General features: G+C 31.1%; 22 protein-coding genes. 4 read left to right on the forward strand and 18 right to left on the reverse strand.

The features are described 5' to 3' along the window. Positions 1–2 precede the first annotated feature (2 nt). From rfbA to ACWCL1_RS00920, 13 genes are all read right to left on the reverse strand, one after another. Positions 3–872 carry a glucose-1-phosphate thymidylyltransferase RfbA gene (rfbA, locus tag ACWCL1_RS00860; protein WP_454545036.1) on the reverse strand — a complete coding sequence of 290 codons (870 nt, stop codon included), beginning with the start codon at positions 870–872 and terminating at the stop codon, positions 3–5. Between the two features lie 91 nt (positions 873–963). Further along, positions 964–1,848: a hypothetical protein gene (locus ACWCL1_RS00865; RefSeq protein WP_454545037.1), complete on the reverse strand. Its 885-nt coding sequence runs from the start codon at positions 1,846–1,848 to the stop codon at positions 964–966. 18 nt (positions 1,849–1,866) lie between these two features. Next, positions 1,867–3,390, reverse strand: a complete 1,524-nt coding sequence (locus ACWCL1_RS00870; RefSeq protein ID WP_454545038.1) for a lipopolysaccharide biosynthesis protein — start codon at positions 3,388–3,390, stop codon at positions 1,867–1,869. 18 nt (positions 3,391–3,408) lie between these two features. Further along, positions 3,409–4,350 carry a glycosyltransferase family 2 protein gene (locus ACWCL1_RS00875; RefSeq protein WP_454545039.1) on the reverse strand — a complete coding sequence of 314 codons (942 nt, stop codon included), beginning with the start codon at positions 4,348–4,350 and terminating at the stop codon, positions 3,409–3,411. Positions 4,351–4,382: 32 nt separating this feature from the next. Beyond that, the gene (locus ACWCL1_RS00880; protein WP_454545040.1) at positions 4,383–5,489 is read right to left on the reverse strand and encodes an EpsG family protein; all 1,107 of its coding nucleotides are present in this window, start codon (positions 5,487–5,489) and stop codon (positions 4,383–4,385) included. A gap of 14 nt (positions 5,490–5,503) precedes the next feature. Then, positions 5,504–6,427, reverse strand: coding sequence for a glycosyltransferase (locus ACWCL1_RS00885; RefSeq protein ID WP_454545041.1), 924 nt, complete (start codon positions 6,425–6,427; stop codon positions 5,504–5,506). 4 nt (positions 6,428–6,431) lie between these two features. Continuing rightward, entirely contained in the window at positions 6,432–7,307 is an 876-nt protein-coding gene (locus tag ACWCL1_RS00890) for a LicD family protein (protein WP_454545042.1), read from the reverse strand. A 12-nt stretch (positions 7,308–7,319) separates the two neighbouring features. Continuing rightward, on the reverse strand, positions 7,320–8,003 hold the full coding sequence (locus tag ACWCL1_RS00895; protein WP_454545242.1) for a sugar transferase: 684 nt from the start codon (positions 8,001–8,003) through the stop codon (positions 7,320–7,322). A 62-nt stretch (positions 8,004–8,065) separates the two neighbouring features. After that, entirely contained in the window at positions 8,066–8,998 is a 933-nt protein-coding gene (locus tag ACWCL1_RS00900; RefSeq protein ID WP_454545043.1) for an NAD-dependent epimerase/dehydratase family protein, read from the reverse strand. Positions 8,999–9,019: 21 nt separating this feature from the next. Then, the gene (locus ACWCL1_RS00905) at positions 9,020–9,817 is read right to left on the reverse strand and encodes a tyrosine-protein phosphatase (RefSeq protein WP_454545044.1); all 798 of its coding nucleotides are present in this window, start codon (positions 9,815–9,817) and stop codon (positions 9,020–9,022) included. Beyond that, positions 9,814–10,602 carry a CpsD/CapB family tyrosine-protein kinase gene (locus ACWCL1_RS00910; protein WP_454545045.1) on the reverse strand — a complete coding sequence of 263 codons (789 nt, stop codon included), beginning with the start codon at positions 10,600–10,602 and terminating at the stop codon, positions 9,814–9,816. The genes ACWCL1_RS00905 and ACWCL1_RS00910 overlap by 4 nt, the downstream gene beginning before the upstream one ends. Before the next feature lie 3 nt (positions 10,603–10,605). Next, on the reverse strand, positions 10,606–11,376 hold the full coding sequence (locus tag ACWCL1_RS00915) for a YveK family protein (protein WP_454545046.1): 771 nt from the start codon (positions 11,374–11,376) through the stop codon (positions 10,606–10,608). A 21-nt stretch (positions 11,377–11,397) separates the two neighbouring features. After that, positions 11,398–12,471 carry a serine hydrolase domain-containing protein gene (locus tag ACWCL1_RS00920; RefSeq protein WP_454545047.1) on the reverse strand — a complete coding sequence of 358 codons (1,074 nt, stop codon included), beginning with the start codon at positions 12,469–12,471 and terminating at the stop codon, positions 11,398–11,400. A gap of 240 nt (positions 12,472–12,711) precedes the next feature. On the opposite strand from ACWCL1_RS00920, the gene ACWCL1_RS00925 reads away from it, so the two are divergent. The 4 genes from ACWCL1_RS00925 (at position 12,712) to hdhA (ending at position 16,177) form a co-directional block, all read left to right on the forward strand. Next, positions 12,712–13,917: a hypothetical protein gene (locus ACWCL1_RS00925; protein WP_454545048.1), complete on the forward strand. Its 1,206-nt coding sequence runs from the start codon at positions 12,712–12,714 to the stop codon at positions 13,915–13,917. A gap of 423 nt (positions 13,918–14,340) precedes the next feature. Continuing rightward, positions 14,341–14,652 carry a helix-turn-helix domain-containing protein gene (locus tag ACWCL1_RS00930; RefSeq protein ID WP_454545049.1) on the forward strand — a complete coding sequence of 104 codons (312 nt, stop codon included), beginning with the start codon at positions 14,341–14,343 and terminating at the stop codon, positions 14,650–14,652. 307 nt (positions 14,653–14,959) lie between these two features. Next, positions 14,960–15,262 carry a hypothetical protein gene (locus ACWCL1_RS00935; protein WP_454545050.1) on the forward strand — a complete coding sequence of 101 codons (303 nt, stop codon included), beginning with the start codon at positions 14,960–14,962 and terminating at the stop codon, positions 15,260–15,262. Between the two features lie 105 nt (positions 15,263–15,367). After that, positions 15,368–16,177 (forward strand): 7alpha-hydroxysteroid dehydrogenase, encoded by an 810-nt coding sequence (gene hdhA, locus ACWCL1_RS00940; protein ID WP_454545051.1) that lies wholly within the window; start codon positions 15,368–15,370, stop codon positions 16,175–16,177. A 64-nt stretch (positions 16,178–16,241) separates the two neighbouring features. On the opposite strand, the gene ACWCL1_RS00945 is transcribed toward hdhA, so the two are convergent. From ACWCL1_RS00945 to glf, 5 genes are all read right to left on the reverse strand, one after another. Then, entirely contained in the window at positions 16,242–17,231 is a 990-nt protein-coding gene (locus ACWCL1_RS00945; RefSeq protein ID WP_454545052.1) for a glycosyltransferase family 2 protein, read from the reverse strand. A gap of 11 nt (positions 17,232–17,242) precedes the next feature. Further along, entirely contained in the window at positions 17,243–17,896 is a 654-nt protein-coding gene (locus ACWCL1_RS00950; RefSeq protein WP_454545053.1) for a sugar transferase, read from the reverse strand. Between the two features lie 31 nt (positions 17,897–17,927). Continuing rightward, entirely contained in the window at positions 17,928–18,701 is a 774-nt protein-coding gene (locus ACWCL1_RS00955; RefSeq protein WP_454545054.1) for a DUF4422 domain-containing protein, read from the reverse strand. Positions 18,702–18,881: 180 nt separating this feature from the next. After that, positions 18,882–20,303 carry a flippase gene (locus tag ACWCL1_RS00960; RefSeq protein WP_454545055.1) on the reverse strand — a complete coding sequence of 474 codons (1,422 nt, stop codon included), beginning with the start codon at positions 20,301–20,303 and terminating at the stop codon, positions 18,882–18,884. A 43-nt stretch (positions 20,304–20,346) separates the two neighbouring features. Then, positions 20,347–21,462: a UDP-galactopyranose mutase gene (gene glf, locus ACWCL1_RS00965; protein WP_454545056.1), complete on the reverse strand. Its 1,116-nt coding sequence runs from the start codon at positions 21,460–21,462 to the stop codon at positions 20,347–20,349. Positions 21,463–21,477 lie beyond the last annotated feature (15 nt).

Below are 21,477 nucleotides of genomic sequence, written 5' to 3' on the forward strand. Positions count from 1 at the left end.
TCCTAAATTCCATCAGCAATTCGTTTTAAATATTGTCCATATTCATTTTTTAACATTGGTTGGGCTAACTTAAGCAATTGTTCTTTTGAAATCCAGCCCATCCGATATGCCACTTCTTCTAAAGCAGCAACTTTTAAATTTTGACGTTTTTCAATTGTAGCAATAAAGTTAGATGCTTCTAAAAGTGACTCATGAGTACCTGTGTCTAACCATGCAAATCCACGTCCCATAACTTCTACAGTTAATTTATTAACACTTAAGTATTCTTTATTTATGTCTGTAATTTCTAACTCACCACGTGCCGATGGTTGAATTTGAGAAGCGATATCAACAACATGATTATCATAAAAGTATAACCCTGTCACTGCATAGTTACTTTTAGGATTTTTAGGCTTTTCTTCAATCGAAATTGCCTGCATTTGTTCATCAAATTCTACAACACCAAATCTTTCAGGATCATTTACATGATATCCAAACACTGTAGCACCATCAATTAATTGGGCATTTTTTTGTAATTTTTCCGATAATCCACTTCCATAGTAGATATTGTCCCCTAAAATTAAGCATACTGAATCATTTCCAATAAACTCTTTACCGATAATAAATGCTTCAGCTAATCCTTTTGGTTCTTCTTGAACCTTATAAGATAAACTAATTCCTAAGTCGGAACCATCTCCCAATAATTTTTTAAACATATCTAAATATTCTGGTGTTGAAATAATTAAAATTTCACGAATACCAGATAGCATTAACGTTGATAGTGGATAATAAATCATTGGCTTATCATAAACCGGTACCAATTGTTTAGAAATTCCACGAGTAATTGGGTATAACCGTGTTCCAGATCCTCCTGCTAAGATTATTCCTTTCATCTTACATAAACCCCTCCTTAAATACTTATAAATGACTCATTTTTAATAAATTTATCCTTAATTAAAATATCAAGATAAGCATATAGTATTTTTAAGTATTATAACTATCTTTTTTTATAATTTTTTTGGCGTCTTTAATTCCTTTATGATTAGCTTTATGTTTACTTTTACTATCATTTTCATAAAAAATTGAAATATATCTCTTAAGTAATGATGTAATAACAAATCTTTTTACGAATTTAAAGGACTTATTTTCGTGTAAAAATAAAATTCCATTTCTAAAGAAGTAATAATTTCTAAAGATAGAATGATTAGTAGGATGAATAGTTTTACCTAGAAATTTTCTTTTCATTGAATTTCCGATTTGATGGTTAATTTTAATATCAGCTGTTGTATACACATGATACCCAGCTTTAATAACATCCAAATCAAATTGAAAATCAACCCAATCAATAAAATAATCCGCCCTATTTCCTCCTACTTCTTTAAAAACATGGGTGTCTAATAAAATACCTGAACTAATAGGAAGCGTATTATATATGTTACCTTTTATTTGTGTTTTAATTTTCAAATTTCCGCTATTATCCAAAATCCTTGTTGATAATAATTGTCTACTTTTAACATCAAAAACATTAGGCGCTAAAACTGCCAACTGGGAGTCAGTATTTTTAATTTCATGCCATTTATTAACCATTTTTTTAAAATATTCTTGAGACAACGTACTATCTTGATCTAATAAAAATGCTAATTTAATATTTTGCTTAATTAAAACATCAATTCCTACATTTTGAGCATAAGCAATTCCTTTATTTTCACCAAGATTTCTGTAAATTATATTTTTGCTTTCTATCTCTGGTAACTTAGTACCGTTATTTACAATAACTATCATTGCATTTTCATCTTGTGTGAATTTCTGAATTTTGGGATTAAATTCCTCAATATCAGGATTATATGCAACTATTACAATCCCATACATACTTAGCTTCTCTCCTCATCATTTCCTTAAAATTTTTCTTATTATCTTTTTCTCAGTCTTAGTTCCAATAAAACAAATTAATAAAGTTAATAATACAATTATTGAAACAACCATAGCATAAATTAAGAATACAAATAAATTTATTGGAGTAAAATGAATTAACGATAATATCTGATGTTCTATAATAAGTAATACTCCAAATAATATCAAGTAACTCCAATATTTAATGTAGAATTTCGTAATCTTAGTTTCAAATGCTCCTTTAAATAAAATTAATGGATCCCACCAAGAATTAACTAAAATATTACCTGAAATGGTACCAATCAAAACTCCAGCAATTCCTAAAGACGTATATTTTACTAAAATTAGACTTAAAACAAAGTTCACGAAAGCTTCAACAATTGATTTATATCTATATCCCCAAAATAAACCATAGGAATTAATTAAAAAAAGGGCCGGTCTAAATTGAGCAAAAACAAAGTTAATGACTATTATAAGCACTGTGAAAATTGATAAATGGAATTTTGATCCTACCCATAAACTGATAAATGGCTGAAATATCCCATACATTACTAATCCACAAAAGAAAACAAATAAGGCATTAAAATACGTAAAACTATCAAATAAATCAATTTGTTTTTCTTTATTATTTTTTTCAACTGCTCCCAAATTTCCAAAACTTGCAATTACTGAATTTAATACTTGTGTTAAAACTGATGTAATTCCTGTCATCACAAGAGCATAGTTAGAATACATTCCAGCAAAACGCAATCCCATGAACTTAGAAATCAAAATATTGTCTGTCCCATTTACCACAATTGCTCCAACCTTACTTGCAATTGTCCCAATTACATTTTGCTTTAGTTCTTTAATCATTTCATGTGATGGCTTTTTTCTTGAATGTAAATCCAAAAAAGGGTATCTTTTCTTAGTCTTAATAGTAATAGAGATATTTGCTAACAAATTGGTAACAATCAACGTTACCAGATACCCTGTGTAACTTTGAAATACAAATAAGAAAAAAATTTGTCCTGCATAACGAATCACTGAGTAAACTAATTGATTTTGAGAATCAATATACCCCAATTGATCTGCAATAATCAATGAGCGATTATATGTAAAGAAATATGATACCACTGTACTTAATAGATATAATATAAAATAATATCTAATATGAGCAATTGAACTATTTTCCTTAACTAAATATGGAACAAAGTAAGTTACGATTAACCCTAAAGTTAAAATTACAATTCCAATAATATTATAAACTTTTCGAAATAACGTCATAATTGCTGAAATTGTCTCTTCATCGTTTTCAGCAAGAGGTTTATATAATGAAAAACTAAATGATACTCCAATTCCCAATTCAGCAAAAGCTAAAAATGTCAGGATGTTGCTAAATAAACCATTAGCACCTAAATATTGAGCACCTAACGTTTTAACAAAAATTCCTTGAACAATAAATTGTCCTATAAGCTTAATAATTTGTGCTATAAAGGCTATGGTAGCATTTTTTATTGTTGCTTCTTTCCTTGATATCATTTAATAAATCACCTTTTATTATCTACTAAATATAAATATTATTTTAAATATTAAAGTTGATCGCATTCCTAGTCTAGTTAAATTGTATTTTTTTAAGAATGATATTCTTTGAAGAAAACTCATATCGCTATAACTCTGATACTTATCTATAAATTGAGTCATTTTATTAGTTTCTTCATTAATTAAATATAATTTATAAAATTCCCTAGCTTGTAAAACACTATCTGAAAAAGAATTACTAATAGTATTAAACATCTTAATGAATCCCGTGTTCAATACTTTTTGAAATAAGCTCATTCCCTTTCCTGCACCAACCGTATTATTTGCATGTTGTCGATATAATACTAATGTTTTATTTTCATGAATAATTTTTCCAAATGTCGCTGCAATCAATACAAGCCACCAATCATGCATTATAATTTGAGAATTATCAATTTGAGAAGCTATTCCTCCTACAGCATTTTCAAATTTATTTTTTAATGCCTTATTAACCATCATGGTACATCCTGGGATATTATTCATTTGAAAGTGATCATACTTTGTTATGTCTGTTGCAATTAACTTTTCAAAATTACTATAATTGCTAACTTCTTCATCATTATTATCAATGCATTTTAAATTTGAATATATTAACAACGGCAATGAATTGTCATAACTATTAATAGAGGTTATTAATCTTTCAATTTTATCAGGTTTCCATATATCGTCTTGATCACAAAACAAATAATAATCTGCATCAATTTTATCAAAAAGTTTCAAAAAAGCATCTTTTGGTCCAAATTTTCCATTTTCAATGGAAAATTTTATTCTACTATCATTCTTACTTATTTCATTTAAAATGGAAATGGTACCATCTGTTGAACCATCATCATGTATATATAAAGTCCAATTTTCATAGGTTTGCTTTTGAATAGATTCAATTTGCTTTTTGATAAACTTTTCTCCATTAAAAGTTGACATTAAAATTGCTACTCTTATTGTAATCACCTCTTTTACTTAAATTTAATAATATAAGGTATACTTGATAAGAAAGTATGCCCCCACATTAAGTTGTAATATAAACCTATTACTAGTAATACAAAGAAAATTCCTATATATATAATTACTTTATTATCTTTACTTAATTGATTTGTTTTAGGAATAATCATACAAATCAATATTATAAAGAATATTGCACAGCCTCTAGGATATCTAGCGTAGTCAATTGCTAAATAAGTAAATGGTAATATCAATGCTGAAGATAAAATTCCGCTATATAAAGTAATTATTGAATCATTAACTTTTTGTTTTGATTCATTTTGTGTTGCCTTTATTAACCAATATGCCATTATAATCACACCCCAAGTAACTATAAAAACTGCGACTAAAGTTCTTATACTTCCTCCCGTCACATATTGAGTCGTAATTTTTTCTTGTAAATTAAGTCGTCCTCCTGTTAAAGCAGCAATTTCGCCAATGATTTTAGTTATTCTTCCTCGTCCAACAATAACAAATAGTGTATATAACATAGTTGAATAAATAAAAATATTCTTTAAATGTATTTCTTTTTTCTGCATCAATATTCTTAAAGGAATAATACTTAAAAATAAATATCCTAAAGATTGAAACTGTGCTGCAATCAATATTATAAAAGTAGATATAATAATATTTCTTAAATTCACTTTTTTTATAAAAGAAATTCCCAATACTACTAACGCAATAGTCATAAAACTTCTAACTTGTACAGCATCTGTAAAAAACAATGTATATCCATAAAAAAAAGAAAATAGACAAATATCTTTTGTGAAACGACTTACTCCGATAAATAAAATTATAGAAATTAGCAATGAAAAAAATAATCTGAATTGTTCATAAGACATTCCCATTTTGTAACACATATAGCCTAAATTAGTATATCCTTTTTCAAAATACATTGCTGATAATCCTAGTGTTCCAACTTGATTGTAATTTATCTTATAAACGAGATAATCATTAATTTGATATCCAGCAGTTCCACATAAATATCCTAAAAAAAGTAATCCTAATAAGCCAATTATTCTATTATCTTTTTTATACAGTTGATAAGTAAACAAAAATAATTCTATAAGTACATATAGCATATTTCCACCACCAATTATAAGGTGTTAAATATTACCCTATATTTCATTTGAAGAGTTTTCCTTAGCGAACTTGCTTTCATTTTTGGATTCATTAATAAATTAGCTTTAAAAGTACCATTTCTTGTATACCCTGCAACATTTTTTAAAAATTTCAAATCAGATTTTGCTATTTTATGAGAATAGCCGTTCAATAATTCTATTGCTCTATTAGAGAAACCATTTTTAGGAGCTTTTTTATATTTTTTATATCTATCAATTATAGTAGGATTAAACTGATTTGAATTTTTATCATATCCAGTTGCATTACCTTCATGTCTTCGATATAAAATATGAGGAGTTAGATCATATACAGAGTTACCTAAAAGATTAGCTAGTTCAATTACATATGCATCATGAGTTAACTCTAATACTGGCCTGTATTCTTGAATTAATTTTAATAACCTCTCATTCATTACCATTGTTGCTCCAACTCCTATACCATCAAAATATGATTCAGGATTTTTCTTTAAAGGAACTATGTCTTCTTGATACATATACCCTAATTTTTCTAATTTATTATTTACTAAAAATAAGTTAGAGTGATAAAGCATAGGTACAGTATTAAATTTCCTAAGCATATCTACTGCAGTAATTAACTTATCTTCTAACCACACATCATCTTGATCAGCAAATGCATAATAGGTATTCGCTTGTGGCTTAACACTAAACATCAAATCAAAGAAACTCTTACGCCAACCTTCATTCTCACCCAACATTACTTTGATATTTGAATGATTGTCTTCATAATGTTTTAAAATCGTTTTAGTTCCATCAGTAGAACCATCATCACGGACTACAATTTCTACATCTACATCTTTTTGAGATAAAACACTATTTAAAAGCTGTTCTAGATATTCTACACCATTATATGTTGATAAAAGAACTATTACTTTTTTCATTTAATCACCCTTCAAAAAACTGTTCTCTCATTGACTTTTCATATGGAATTTCAGTATCTACTAGTAATGTGTTATGTTTTGCTACTTGATCTTCCTTAGGTGGAAGTTTCATATAGTCACCAAAAACCGCTGTTAAATATTCATCATATCCTATTGGTATTGGGAATAATTCATCTTCAAATTTAACTTCCAAACTGCTTTCAAACCAACTTGCGTTTACGTATCTAAACAATGCTTTAAAACCACAACTTAGTTCAACCACTTCTCGACTTTCCTTATCATCTAATGCAACCATTTTCTTTTGTGCCCATGACCATACTTTATACTTAGCTTTTTTGCTTGGAACAGCCTTTAATAGGATATATGATGGAATTTTCAAAAAAGTTCCTTGATGATCAGGAACACGATCTGCATTATATAGGGAATAAAGCATCGAATAAATAATTTGCTTAGTTTGTTTTATTTTTCCAATTGGACGATAATCAAGTGGAAGAATATCAATAGCAATTGAATGTTGAATATCTTCATTGACACTATGTTTATTAATAAATGTAGTATTAGGATCTTTTAATTCAATTCCTGTTAGATGCTGATTAATTTTTTCATTAGATCTTTGCATGACCAATCCCAACTCACTAAACCATTCTGAATGAGCAGACAAAGTCTCGAAATCTTCGCGTAGCATCATGACATCAACATCATCATCCCAAGGTACAAAACCTTTATTTCTTAAAGCACCAATTAAAGTTCCACCAATTAAAAAGAATCTTAAATGATGTTTATAACATACTTTTTTCAGCTTTTTTAAAATTTCGAGTTCTTTTAACTGTAATGCTCTAATTTGCTCAGGTGTTGCATCTTGTACATTATTAAATCTCATATTTTCCTCCTATTATCTTGCACCATCACCTGTGAAAATTACCTTGATAGTATCTAGGACAATCTTGGCATCTTCTTTTAAACTTAAATTTTCCATATAATGTTTGTCTAATTTATATTTTTCTTCTGGTGTTACGTCATATCCGCCATGAACTTGAGCATAGCCACTTAATCCGGGAAGAACACGTAATCGTTGTTCGAAATCTTCGATTTCGTTACTAAATTTTTCAGTTAATTCAGGTCTTTCTGGTCGTGGACCAATCATACTCATATCGCCTTTAACGACATTCCATAATTGTGGCAACTCATCAATCCGAGTTTTACGAATAAATTTTCCAACTTTAGTTACTCGAGCATCATTTTTTGCTGCCCAAACTGCACCACTTTTATTTTCTGCACCATCATACATTGAACGAATTTTAGTTACTTTAAATCGTTTGCCCATGTAACCAACACGTTCTTGAGTATAAAACATCTTTCCAGGAGTTTCTGCTTTCACTAACAAACCAAAAGCCAAAACAACTGGAGTAGTTGCAACCATTAAACCACCAGCAGAAACTATATCTAATAACCGCTTTAATGGTAAATATTCACTTTTAATGGGTTCTTTTAACTTATCTTCATACGAATAATTAGTTGGAACTGGTTTGATGCTTTTTTGCTTGCGTTCTAATTCTTTGCGTTGAATTGGTCGCATCCGTTTATTTTTAATTTTTGAAATTCCACGAGGTACATTTTTGTCTTTCATTTTCCCATCCCTTAATTCACGTATTTCCAGTATTTTTTTAATCCTGATTCAATATCATAAATTGGCCGATATCCTAACTGAGAAAGACGATCAATATCGGCATAAGAATACTTAATGTCACCTTTACGCTCTGGCTTGTGCTCAATTTGTAAAATTTTCCCCGTAATGTTTTCATATGCTTGAATCATGTCATTGACACTAGTTTGCAACCCAGAAGCGATATTGTATACGCCATGCACTTTTTGTGCATCCCGTGTTAGTAAAAGTAAAGCATCAATTACATCATCAATATATACAAAATCGCGAACTTGATTGCCATCGCCGTATAAAGTAAAAATCTTATTTTCTTGAATACATTCAGTAATAATAGAAATTACTCCTGAATAAGGTGAAGAGGGATTTTGCTTTGGTCCATAAATATTAAAAAAACGTACTGCGACTGTTGGTATTCCATATAAATCACCATAATCAATCACATAACGTTCTGACGCAAACTTATCAATTGCATATGGTGTCAATGGTTTAATCAAAGACGTTTCGCTTTTAGGTAATTGTGGATCATCACCATAAACAGCGGCTGAAGAAGCAAATAAAATTTTCTTAACTGGTAAATTATGTTTACGAATAGTTTCCATTAAGAAAACATTTGCTTCTTGATTAACTTGATGAGTTTCATATGGTCGTGCTACTGAATCCGCCACACTTGCAATTCCTGCAAATAAATAAATATAATCAAACTTATTATTTACCAATAATTCTTCCATGAATTTTTTATTTGTAATTGATTCTTCATAAAAATCAACTGCATCTGAATCTGGAATATTTTCAATTAACCCCATTGATAAGTCATCAACAATTGTAATGTGATCTCCTTGAGCAACTAATCGATCAGCAAGATTAGACCCTATAAATCCTGCTCCTCCAGTGATTAAAATATTACTCATGTAATATACACCCTTCCTTTCCTACCTCTTTTTGCCCCAACTAAAAAGATTTTTTAAAATACTTTGCTTTGTATTGATTTCTTTAATTCCGTTCATTTGAATATCATCACCATTTAAAATAGCCTTACCATTCTCCCAATATTTAACTGCTATTTCATGGTTATCTTCTTCTAATTCATTAAATGCACTTTTCATCTCACTTTGTCGTCCTTTTAACGCATGCACATCAGATGAAAAAGTCGTTCCCAAATTAGCATTGATAATTTTAGTCGTAAAGTCTGTAGTTTTTTCTCCAAAAACATCTACATAGCTGCTCGCAGTTAACTGAGTTAAACATCCTGCAGTAACCATTTCAAATAAAAGTTGTGGATTACGCTGAATCCCTTGATTCCTTTCTGGATGGACAATTACTGGTGTAATTCCTTGTATTTGTAGTTCAGGTAAAATATTTTGCATGAAATATTCCGGAACATGAGTATGTGGCAATTCAAGCATCATGTAACGTTCATCAGCATCGGCAAACAAAATATCATCGTTATCAATTGCATCAAGTAATTTGTCAGTTAAATGTACTTCTTGTCCTGGAAAAACATTTAACTCAATTCCTGCATCAGTTAAAGCTTTTTGAAATAAATTGGTTTTATGAATTACATCTTTTTTATGATTAACATACTTACCATCCATGTGATGTGGCGTTAATAACATGTGAGTAACACCATTTTCAACTGATTGTCTTGCTAATTCTAATGATGTTTGTAAATCGGGTGAACCATCATCAACACCAGGTAAGATATGCGAATGTAAATCTACTAATGTCACTTTTGTTTAGCTTCTTTCTGAGTATCCTTACCATAGTAGTTACCATAATAACCACCGTAGTATCCACCATAATATCCAGTCGCATCTTCCGCTTTAAAGCGGTTCATAATTACACCTAAAATATTGGCATCAACTTGCTTCAATAATTTAACTGCACGGGTAACCGCATCTTTTGTGGCAATCCCTTGAGGTACAACTAATGCCACTCCATCTGCTTTAGTCGCAACAATTTGTCCATCTGTTACGGTATCAACTGGGGGAGCATCTAAAATAATAAAATCATATTTTTCTCGTAAAAAGTTTAGTAATTTACTAAAACGTTCTGATCCCAATAATTCAGCTGGGTTAGGAGGAATGGGACCACTTGTTAATACATCTAGATTATTAATCCCAGTTTTATCGATCATTTCTGAAATATTAACTGAATTAGCAGTTGAAGTAATAATATTTGACAAACCATACCGATTCGATGTCTTAAATGTTTGATGTACTGTTGGCCGACGTAAATCCGCATCAATCAAAAGAACCTTTCTATCTTCTTCCGCCCATGATACTGCCAAGTTGGCACTAACTGTTGATTTTCCTTCAGATGGTAATGCTGACATAACCGCTAAAACTTTGAATTTTGGATCTAAAAATGAAAATTTTAAGTTAGTCCGAATTGTTCGGTATTGTTCTGAAATTCCAGATTGTGGATCATTTTTAGTAATCAACGCTACCCCATATTTCATACTATCTTCATCAAGCTTAGTTTTTTTATGTGTAAGTCTATCCCAAAATGCCATTTACTAAACCCTCCGTTTGCGACTTCTTTTTTCTGTTATTCGACTTGCTGAAAGCATCTTTTTAACTTTACTTGCAGGTATTTCACTAATAATTCCTAGATCGTTTAATCCAAGTTCTTCAGTAATAAATGACTCATCAGTTACTGTCCGATCTAACCCGTTAAGTACAAATGCTAAAATTAGACCTAAAATTAATCCTGCTAAAAGCCCCGCTAAAGTATTTAACGTAATTTTTGGAGATACAGGATTGGGATTCACTGTAGCCTTTGATAAAATCGAAACGTTATTTACACTCATAATTCCCTTTATTTTACGTTTAAACACATTTGAAACTGTATTAGCAATTGCTGCAGATAAGTTAGGATTATCGGTTTTTACGGTTACTGTAAAAACTTGTGAATTCTGTTGATTACTAATTTCGATACTATTTTTTATTGAATCTGTATTAACATCGTACCCTTTTTGCACTAATTCTTTACTTGCCGTATTTAAAATTGTTGGACTTGTAATAATGTCCTTATATGTGCTGATCATTTGCACATCAGCTTGAATTTGTGCCTGTGCATTCACTTGGTTTTCATTCTTTTGATTAACCAAGATATTTGTACTAGAACTATACTTAGGCGAAATAATGAAAACAGAAGTAAATAAAGTTAAAACTGTACAAATTACTGTTGTCCAAATAATTACTCCTCTTCGTTTTCTTAAAATCCTTAAAATTTCGCTAATATCGCTAAATTTAAATGTTTTTTCGCGGTCTGCCGCTTCATTCATTGAACTTTCCTCCTATTTTAGTTATTTTAATTTTTTATATGTATCCTTTACTAAAGTTGTGAGATTTTCTTGGCCATTTGAATCATTACTCATTAATACAATTCCTCGTTGACCATCTGTACTAATTGCCACAGATGTACGGTATCCAACGATTCCGCCAGAACCATAGTACATATCTCCTTGCTTAATTAATTGTCCCGTAAAGTGTTGGCTACTTGTTACAAAGTGAGTATTATCTCCATAATCTTTAATTAATATTTGAACTAACTTTAAAAATCCATCTGGAGTTGCCATAATTTGATTTTTACCCATTTGTGAGTTCATTTCTTGAGTTAAAGTTTCATCTGAAACTTTTGTTGTACCATTATATGGTGGAGCTAACTGTTGATCATCCACACTTGAGACAAACTTCACATCTTCTAAATTATTAGGCTTAAGAAAATTTTTCTTGATATATTCTTGATAAGAACTATCTGCAACTTGTGCAACAATTCCTTCTAATAACACGTAGTTAATTTCTTGATAACTATATGTTTCACTTTGGATACTAATTGCATTATTAATATTCCAACTTAAAACGTTACTTAACTGACTTGTGGGAGTTGAATTATTACCTAATCCTGATGTCATTCCAAGTAATGATTGAATCGTTACATCACTCGAAACGCTTAGTGAACTGTAATATTGATTGACTGGAGTATCTAATCTCAATTTTCCCTGATCAACTAACTTTAAAATTGCCGCAGCCGTCACTGCATTTTCTAAGTCTGCAACTTGATAATACTTATTTTCCGAAGTATTTTTGCCGACTTTAATATTTTCAGACAATTTTCCATCTTTTAAAACTGCATATTCACCCATGAAATTTTGCTGCTTTAACATTTTTGTAATTTCATCGGTATTAATCTTTTCTTCTTTTGAAGTTGTTTCAGTTTTTAAAGAACTCGAAGTCAATTGATTGCTTTGCTCTCCTGTAACTTGCTGATATAATACATGTGCCATGCTATTCGTATTATACTTTGCAAGTGCGTATCCTCCACCGCCAAGTACCAATATTGATCCTATGACCCAACCGATCGTCTTATTATTTGGCACCTAGTGTCACATCCTTTTGATATATTAAATTTTTTATAAGCATTCCAATAAATCATTCTATCATATAAACCTCTATCATTCGGCAAATTTTTACATATTTTAGATTTTCCTAATATTCCCACAAGATTTATTTATTAATTGTCAAACTTTCTTTCAAAATGAGTGACTTACATATTTTTCTATAACAAAAAGAAAAATACTGTTATAATTAAAACTAGCTTAAATTTAGAGGTTTAAACAATGACAGATTTTTTTGAGAAATTTACAGTGGCTAACTTGATGGATTTACGTGCAAAGTTCATTTCTAAGGTGCACGCTAAATATCCACAGTTGCCTTCAATTATATTTTTAATTTGCTTTGCAATTTATCTTAGTGGTATGTTCATCAAGGGAACAACCATGCCTGGATATTTAATTTCGCAGCGATTGATCTTTTTGATCATCGCAATTCCAACTTTTTTTGTAATTTTAAAGATTTTACTTTTTGATGATCATTCATTAATTGAACTAACTGCATTTGGCTTACTTGAGTGCGTTTTATTCAACATTGGTTACCACGCTGGTGATTTTAGTTTATTTTACTTTGTTCCATTTATCTATGGTGCTAAAAATGTTGATTATCGCTCTATTTTAAAAGTATTTATCGCTATTAACCTTATCGGAATTGGAATTTCAATGATTTTAGCATTAACTGGTGTAATTCGTAATTATGAAGGAGTGCGTTCCTTATATTCTCCTGTTACGCGTTATGCTTTAGGAGCGGTTTATCCAACTGATTTTGCTGCACGTGGCTTTTGTATTTTAATGGCATATGCAGCTTTGAGACGGTTTAAATTCAGTTTACCTGAATACATCTCATTTGTTGCGGTTACTATTTGGTTTTACATCATCACTGATACTCGCTTGGACTTAATGTTGATGCTTTTATTGCTTTTGATGATTATTTTCTATAATAAAGAAGCTAAGTTATTATCAAACATTCCTAATCAGTTAATGACTTTACTAATGTACATATATATGGGGGTAATCTTTTTACTTGGATTTGCCTATCATCCAGAAAACAAGTTTTTAGAAATTATCAATCACTTGCTTTCAGGACGCTTAACTTTTGAGGCATTAACGGTTCAAAAATACAATGTTCAACTTTTTGGACAATTTATCAATCAACCTGGAGGTGGTGCATTCTACATTGATTCAGTTTTCTTTAGAACTTTATTTATGTATGGAATCGCTGTTTTCTTCATGTTCTTGCTTTTAATCATTGCAATGAATAAAAAAATTCTCAGTAAAAAAGCATTTTGCTTGGAACTTTGTTTCATTTTATTCTTCTTGAGTGGTGCAATTGATCAACACTTCTGGGACAGTTCATATAACTTCTCCTTACTTGCACTTTATGCAAACATTTTGCCATTTGCTGATGGGATTCAAGAAAATAATAAATTTTAATCATTCAAAATATGCTATGACAAAGTCATGGCATATTTTTATATAAAAAAAACGATGGATTAAAAATCCATCGCAACTCATTTTATAGAAGTAATCCCCATGTTGCATTAGTTATAAATTATGGTATAATAATTAATTACTAAAAACAATTACTTCTACATGCCGATCATGAAACCGAAATAAAACTATGAAAAGGTAGTTTGATAGATTATGTAGATCTAGTAGTCCTACTTCAACATCACTTTCAACACGGATATCATCACTAAAATAGATGCCAAACATAACACCATTCTTATAATTCCATCCGTAAGTATTATATCACTCATGACATATTTTATAAATAAAATACCCTTTATGATATTTAAAATTAAATAATATTCAGTCAATTATTGAATAACTTATTTCAAATTAGAGGAGAAATATATGCTTAAAGAAATTGGAAATCTCATTCGTAAACAGCGTAAATCTTTAGGCTATAGTATTGAGCAGTTGGCTGAGTATTCAGGAACATCATTTAGTACCATTTCTCGAATTGAATTAGGTAAATTAAATGACATTCATCTTTCAACTTTTACCCGTATTTTAAAAGCATTAAATCTTGAATTTAACATCAATAATGCTAAAAATAAAACCACTCCTGAAACTCGCAAACTGCTAAAACATCTCAAAAATCTCCCTCAAGAAAAACAAACTGAAATATCATCACTATTATTAAAATTAATTAACCTTAAATAATCACTATCAGAAGATCTTGGTATTTTTATATCAAGATCTTTTTATTTAAGTCCGTGCAATAACTCTCTTTTTTGAAATTAAAAAAATTGATAAGATATTTAGTGAAGATGTAATTTATATCACCATGATCAATCATTAATATTACGCTAAATAAATCTTTAACATAAGAGTCTAGTAATGAAGGATGAACAAGCAAAAAAATTAATTAATTGAGTCAATTTATAAAATTCGAACGGAACACACTACTCAAGTTACTCAAGAACAACAGTGGTTAAAAGATCATATCGAATCCGAAAATTACGAACAATTGCAGGGGGGGTTATCAATAATTGCTTTACACATCCTTTCTCCCCTTAAAGAAGATGATCTAACAGGAATTGAACTTGCTGAACGTTTGCATATTACTCGTGGAGGGGTTAGTCGAGCTGCATACAAATTGAATGAATTTCAGTTGATTACACTAGTACACCAAGCTGATAACCATAAAAATGTTTATTATCACCTAACTTCTGAAGGTAAAGAAATTGCAGAGATTCATGATCTCATGCACCAAGAATTAAAAAAAGTTAGTGAGAATCATTATTCAAATGAGGAAATTGCTACTATCTAACGCTTTTTAGATGAATTTAGCCAATTAAAAATATAGTTATGGTTGACTTATAGTCAACTCTAAAGTTTATACTTAACTTATATTAATAATTTGGAGGAAATTGAAATGACAAAAGAATTAGCAAACAAAGTTGCAATCGTAACCGCTGCTAGTCGCGGAATCGGTTTAGCAATTACCAAACAATTAGTTGCTGATGGTGCCATTGTTTATATGGCCGTTCGTGATAGTGAAAAGAATCGTAAACTAACCACTGAATTACATGAACAAAATCCTAACTTCCGTTCAGTGATTTATAATGCATTTGACTTTGATACTTACAAACCAATGATTGAAGAAGTTGTTAAAGACGCAGGACACTTAGATATTTTAGTAAACAACTTTGGAACTACTAATGTTAAAGAAGACACTACTCTAGTTGATGGCAATAGCGAAGCTTTCTTTAACATTGTTGATAAAAACCTTGCAAGTGTATATTACACTTCAAAATATGCAGTTAAAGCCATGAAAGAACGTGGAAATGGCGGTAATGTGATCAACATTTCATCAGTTGCTGGAACTACTCCAGATATTAGTCGCTTAGCATATGGAGTTTCAAAAGCAGCGATCAATTCATTAACCCAACAAATTGCGGTTGAATATGCGCGTGATGGTATTCGGGCTAATGCTGTTTTACCAGGTTTTGTAGGCACAGATGCAGCTATGCAAAACATGTCTCAAAGTTTCTTAGATGGTTTCTTGAAAAACGTACCATTAAATGCCATTGTTAAACCAGAAGATATTGCTAACATGGTATCATTCTTAGTTAGCGATAAAGCACGCTATGTAACTGGTGAATTAATTCCAGTTGCTGGTGGTTTTGGCTTACCAACTCCAATTTATGGCGATGCTGTTAGTGGTCAAACTAAGATGGGCTAAACTCATTCCATAATAAAAATAGCGAAATTCAATTAAAAAATTGGATTTCGCTATTTTTTATACTTTATTTAGTGTGACTTTCATTTTGTTTTGCGCGCATGATAAATAAAATTGATGCCAAATGATTACAATGTAATTTTAATAATAACACTGGCATCATTCTCATTCCATGACAATCACTCACTTTAACTGTTGCAAGTGCTTCAGCAAAAATGGGTTCTTTGATCATTTCTTTTAACCGTTTCATTCGAACACTGTATTTTAGTGGATTATCAGTTGCAAAGGTTTCATGTACCATGATGATATTCAAATGCATTAATACATAAACTGCAAAAGCTTTTTGGAATGCCACATTTTGATTGACAATACTTCTTTGAGAGCTCATTAACGCATTTAAATAATCATTACTTTTATGATCAAAAGTTGACATAACTGACTTCGTATCATTTGAGTAATGATAACAAACTTCCATGAAAAATTGAATTGAATTTGCACAAAGCAAGTACTTAATCATAAAGTCACCATCTTCGGCAACACGTAAAGTGGTATTAAACCGTAAGTTATTTTCTTCAATAATTTTTCGTTTAAAAAATTTGCTCCAAACAGTCATGTACTGGGTTGGATTTTCAATCATCATCACTTTCGCTTTTTCACTTTCACTTGCTTGGTATAACTGATCATTAGTGATTTTCTTGCTGTTATTCCCCACTTCAAAGCTCAAGCAAGTTAAATCTGCTAACTTCTCATTTTCAAATACATTGGCTGTATTTGGCAATAAATAGTCATCTGCATCCACAAACATTATATATTCACCTTGTGCTTCTAAAAGCCCCGTATTTCGCGCAATCGAAACACCTTGGTTTTCTTGATGAATTACTTGTACTTGCGGATTATTAGCAGCTAAACTATCAGCAAGTTGCGCTGAACCATCGGTTGAACCATCATCAACTAAAATTATTTCATAATCAGCAAATGACTGTTTCAAAATGGAACCAACACACCGTTCTAAATGATCCTTACAATTATACACTGGTACAATCACACTTAACTTCATTTTTGAATCTCCTAGTATGCAGTATTTGGTACAAAAATGACTTTGATTGTCTTAAACATAATTTCTAAATCTAAATGGAAACTACGGCGTTTAATATAATCTAAATCAATATTTACCATTTCATCAAAGCCAACGCTATTCCGAACAGTCACTTGCCATAATCCCGTACATCCGGGACGTACATATAAGCGTTGCATATCATAATCAGTATATTGTGCAACTTCGCGTGGCAATGGTGGACGTGGCCCCACAATACTCATTTGACCTAATAATACATTTAACAATTGCGGAAATTCATCAATACTTGTTTTCCGAATAAATTTACCAACCCGTGTAATTCGTGGGTCGTTTTTCATCTTAAACATCGCACCCTTAACTTCATTGTGCTTTGTGAGTTTTTCGATTTCCTTATCGGCATTAACCTTCATCGAACGAAACTTATACATTTTAAATGGCTTCCCATCTTTTCCAATCCGTTCTTGATTATAAAAAACTGGACCACCATCATCTGCTTTGATCGCAATTGCAGTAATTAAAAATACTGGACTTAAAATCACCAACCCACAAGCACTTGCCACGACATCAAATAATCGTTTGCAAGTTCTGTAGAAGTGATGTTTATTAATTTCATTTCGATCAAGGATAATTTTTTCATTCTTATTCATCTAGCGCACCTTCAAAATCCGAATAACTAAATTATTCTCGTCCTTTGACCTTTCGTTTCAAAAAGTTTCCAATTTTCTTTACCCAATGCTGGTTCCCCATAAACATTACTGGTAATTCAGTATAGTTAATATTGTTGTGTTCCACCCATACATCTAACAACAATTCACTGATATAACCAAAAATTCGTTGTTCGCTCTTGCTGTAATTTGAAATATCGATTCGATTTTCAACTTCATTCAAGACCTTCATTAACCAGTCTGTGTATTCATCGAATAAATTGCTTTTCGCAATTAAAATGTTAAACATATGGCCTTTCTTTTCTTCCATATGCTTATTGAATTCCGGTAAATATTCCGGAAAAAGATCTTTCATCACTTCACGAGTCACTTCTAATCCTTCAATATGATGAGAGTGCTCATAATGTGACCATAAAGTTTCAATATAGTAATTGCGCTTTTTAGGCAATACCATATCATACTTACTCATTAATTTTTCTAAAGTTTCATGTGTCAAAACATCTTTCCACTTGGCATCAACACTTTTGAAAAAGTCTGAATGTCCATTAGTGAAGAGTCTGCGGTAATGAACCAATCCCTTGACATCTGCCTGACGGTTTTTTGCGCCCCAATATTGTGCAGTTAATTCACAATATGAAGCATTTTTGTCAGAAATATTATCTCCGGTATTATCACGCATATAGCCTGCAAAATTTTCGGGATTAAATCCGACTTGTACAGGAATGTACATCTTATCTTTAGGCATTCGCGCCTTTTTATGACTTACTACATATATTTCTGATTTCAAAAGAAAAGCTCCTTACTAAAAAGAATGTCATATCTAAGATATTTTAATACATTATTGAAAAACTAGCAACTTGACATCGACGCGATAGTTTTATTTTACCATTTTTCGCCATGTATTTTGTTAAAATAATGTGAAAAATAGAATTAAAAATAAAAGACTGTGATTTCTCACAGTCTTTTATTATCCTTTACGTTTAAACATTCCTAGAATCATATTTAAACTGGTTGGTTTTAAAATTAAAATCATTACTGCATAAATGACCATTCCAACGATAACTTCAATTGCTAATGTCACAATGCTTGTATGCAACTTAATGTTCATAATATAAACAGGAATAAACATTGCTACTCCTGCAATTAAATATTTATACACATTTTGGAACATTACTGCAAACTCAACTTCTTTACGAACAACCCATAATTGATAACCAGTAACAACTGCTTCCGAAGCAACGGTTGCCCACATTGCACCATTTAAGCCCCATAAATGAATTGCAATAAAGTTAGCAAATAAGTTAAAGACCGCTCCAGCAACTACTGAAGTGGTAAATTCCTTAACATGATCGGTTGGGACTAAAAACTGTTTCCCAATTGTATTACTCCATGCAATCAACAAAATAACGATTGATTCAATCATCATTGCAGGACCTACTGGACCGAATCCTTTACCATAGAAAAATGGTGCTAAATTAGTAGCAACTGCAGCCACCCCAAACATCATCGCCACTGCTAAAATCGATAACATATCAAATGATTTATAAAGCATGGATTGCACACCTTTTTTGTCTCCCTTAGCAAATGCGGCTGACATATGCGGTAACATTACTGTTCCAAGTGAAGTTGCCAATGTTAATACCATTTTAACCAAGTTATCTGAGTTTTGATAAAAACCTGAATATTTCGTTCCCATCATTGCCCCTAACATCGTTTTATTTAATTGCAAATAAACTGATGTAGCAATTGTCGGAATAAATAATGCAATCGTTGGCCGCAAATGATGCCAAATATGCAATGTTTTCAATTTAATCGGCACAAGCATTTTGCGTAAATGTGGCCATAAAGTTAAGTTTCCAATGAAATTTGAAATTGCAACGATAAAAATATACAATCCAACATCATTAGGATCTTTGACCAACGTGAAAATTAATACTAATGAGAACAAGCGCACAAAAGTATTTCGAATCACAGTTCGTTTAAAATCTTCTAGTCCCATGTATAACCACGATACATCCAATGCAGCGGCAATCACATTAATTGATTGAATCCACAAAAAATATGTATAGTGTTGATACACATTCAAGAAAATTACAAACAGAAAGTATGAAAACGTCGTCGTGAAAAATTTCAAACATTGAATTTCCCAAAATGTCTTTGACATTTTCTCACGATCCTCACGAATATATGCGATTTCACGTTGTCCATATAACGCAATTCCCAAATCAGCCGCTAGCACAAAATACTGAATAATTGAGTTAGTATACGCATTATATCCAACTCCTGCTGGATGTAAAACCCGACTAATATAAGGCGCTGTAATCAATGGCACAATCAACGCTAAAACTTGATAACCGGCGTTATACAAGTAGTTTTTTAATACTTTCATATTTTTATCACCATTACTGCACCTAAATTAAGTGCTTTGCTTTTTATTTACCAAATTCTTTTTCAACAGTAATCAAAGCTGCACCAATTACTTGGTCCATGTTGTAATAGCGGTATTGACCTAAACGGCCGCCAAAAATAACATTACCGGCTTCTTTTTCAGCTAATTCAACATATTGTTTGTATAAGCTATTGTTTTTAGCATCATTCACTGGATAGTAAGGTTCATCACCACGATGCCATGTTGCTGGATATTCACGTGTGATGATTGTCTTATTTTTGTCACCTTTACCAAATTCAAAGTGTTTGTGTTCAATAATTCGAGTATAAGGTGTTTCTTTGTCTGTATAGTTAACAACTGCATTTCCTTGATAGTTATCTACATCAAGTTCTTCAGTTTCAAAGCGTAAACTCCGATATTCAAGTTCACCTAACTTGTAATCGAAGTATTGGTCAATCATTCCAGTAAAGACGATCTTATCATAATCTTTTTCGTATTGATCTTTTTGATCAAAGAAATCAACTCCAGTTTCAACTGAGATGTGATCATCCGCTAACATTTTTTCAACAATTTGAGTATAACCACCAATTGGAATTCCTTGATATGTATCGTTAAAGTAGTTGTTATCATATGTAAAACGTACTGGTAAACGTTTAATGATAAATGGAGGCAATTCAGTTGCATCGCGACCCCATTGTTTTTCGGTATATTCCTTTACAAGTTTCTTGTAAATATCAGTACCAACTAATGAAATTGCTTGTTCTTCTAAGTTTTCTGGTTTTTTACCTTTCAAAACAGCACGTTGTTCATTAATTTTGTCTTCTGCTTCTTGTGGTGTAATTACGCCCCATAATTTATTGAATGTATTCATGTTGAATGGCATGTTGTAAATTTCACCATGATAGTTAGCAATTGGGCTATTTGTGTAACGGTTAAATTCAGCAAATTGATTTACATATTCCCAAATTTCTTTTTTAGATGTATGGAAAATATGGGCACCATATTGGTGAACTTGAATCCCATCAACTTCTTTTGTATAGATATTCCCTGCAATATGATCGCGTTTTTCAATTACATGAACATCATGGCCGCGTTTAGCAGCTTCATGTGCAAAAGTTGCACCGAATAAACCGGCACCAACTACTAAATATTTTGTCATTTTGTAAATTTCTCC

Source organism: Ligilactobacillus sp. LYQ135, from assembly GCF_053711055.1.

What these genes read in the sequence shown, in the direction of transcription:
- ACWCL1_RS00865 (WP_454545037.1), bottom strand. Translation starts at nt 1,848, where the DNA reads ATGTATGGGATTGTAATAGTTGCATATAATCCTGATATTGAGGAATTT.
- ACWCL1_RS00960 (WP_454545055.1), bottom strand. Translation starts at nt 20,303, where the DNA reads ATGAAAGTATTAAAAAACTACTTGTATAACGCCGGTTATCAAGTTTTA.
- ACWCL1_RS00950 (WP_454545053.1), bottom strand. Translation starts at nt 17,896, where the DNA reads ATGAATAAGAATGAAAAAATTATCCTTGATCGAAATGAAATTAATAAA.
- ACWCL1_RS00900 (WP_454545043.1), bottom strand. Translation starts at nt 8,998, where the DNA reads ATGAGTAATATTTTAATCACTGGAGGAGCAGGATTTATAGGGTCTAAT.
- ACWCL1_RS00895 (WP_454545242.1), bottom strand. Translation starts at nt 8,003, where the DNA reads ATGCGACCAATTCAACGCAAAGAATTAGAACGCAAGCAAAAAAGCATC.
- ACWCL1_RS00915 (WP_454545046.1), bottom strand. Translation starts at nt 11,376, where the DNA reads ATGAATGAAGCGGCAGACCGCGAAAAAACATTTAAATTTAGCGATATT.
- ACWCL1_RS00875 (WP_454545039.1), bottom strand. Translation starts at nt 4,350, where the DNA reads ATGTCAACTTTTAATGGAGAAAAGTTTATCAAAAAGCAAATTGAATCT.
- ACWCL1_RS00910 (WP_454545045.1), bottom strand. Translation starts at nt 10,602, where the DNA reads ATGGCATTTTGGGATAGACTTACACATAAAAAAACTAAGCTTGATGAA.
- ACWCL1_RS00945 (WP_454545052.1), bottom strand. Translation starts at nt 17,231, where the DNA reads ATGAAGTTAAGTGTGATTGTACCAGTGTATAATTGTAAGGATCATTTA.
- ACWCL1_RS00925 (WP_454545048.1), top strand. Translation starts at nt 12,712, where the DNA reads ATGACAGATTTTTTTGAGAAATTTACAGTGGCTAACTTGATGGATTTA.
- ACWCL1_RS00880 (WP_454545040.1), bottom strand. Translation starts at nt 5,489, where the DNA reads ATGCTATATGTACTTATAGAATTATTTTTGTTTACTTATCAACTGTAT.
- ACWCL1_RS00930 (WP_454545049.1), top strand. Translation starts at nt 14,341, where the DNA reads ATGCTTAAAGAAATTGGAAATCTCATTCGTAAACAGCGTAAATCTTTA.
- ACWCL1_RS00885 (WP_454545041.1), bottom strand. Translation starts at nt 6,427, where the DNA reads ATGAAAAAAGTAATAGTTCTTTTATCAACATATAATGGTGTAGAATAT.
- rfbA (WP_454545036.1), bottom strand. Translation starts at nt 872, where the DNA reads ATGAAAGGAATAATCTTAGCAGGAGGATCTGGAACACGGTTATACCCA.
- glf (WP_454545056.1), bottom strand. Translation starts at nt 21,462, where the DNA reads ATGACAAAATATTTAGTAGTTGGTGCCGGTTTATTCGGTGCAACTTTT.
- ACWCL1_RS00890 (WP_454545042.1), bottom strand. Translation starts at nt 7,307, where the DNA reads ATGAGATTTAATAATGTACAAGATGCAACACCTGAGCAAATTAGAGCA.
- ACWCL1_RS00870 (WP_454545038.1), bottom strand. Translation starts at nt 3,390, where the DNA reads ATGATATCAAGGAAAGAAGCAACAATAAAAAATGCTACCATAGCCTTT.
- hdhA (WP_454545051.1), top strand. Translation starts at nt 15,368, where the DNA reads ATGACAAAAGAATTAGCAAACAAAGTTGCAATCGTAACCGCTGCTAGT.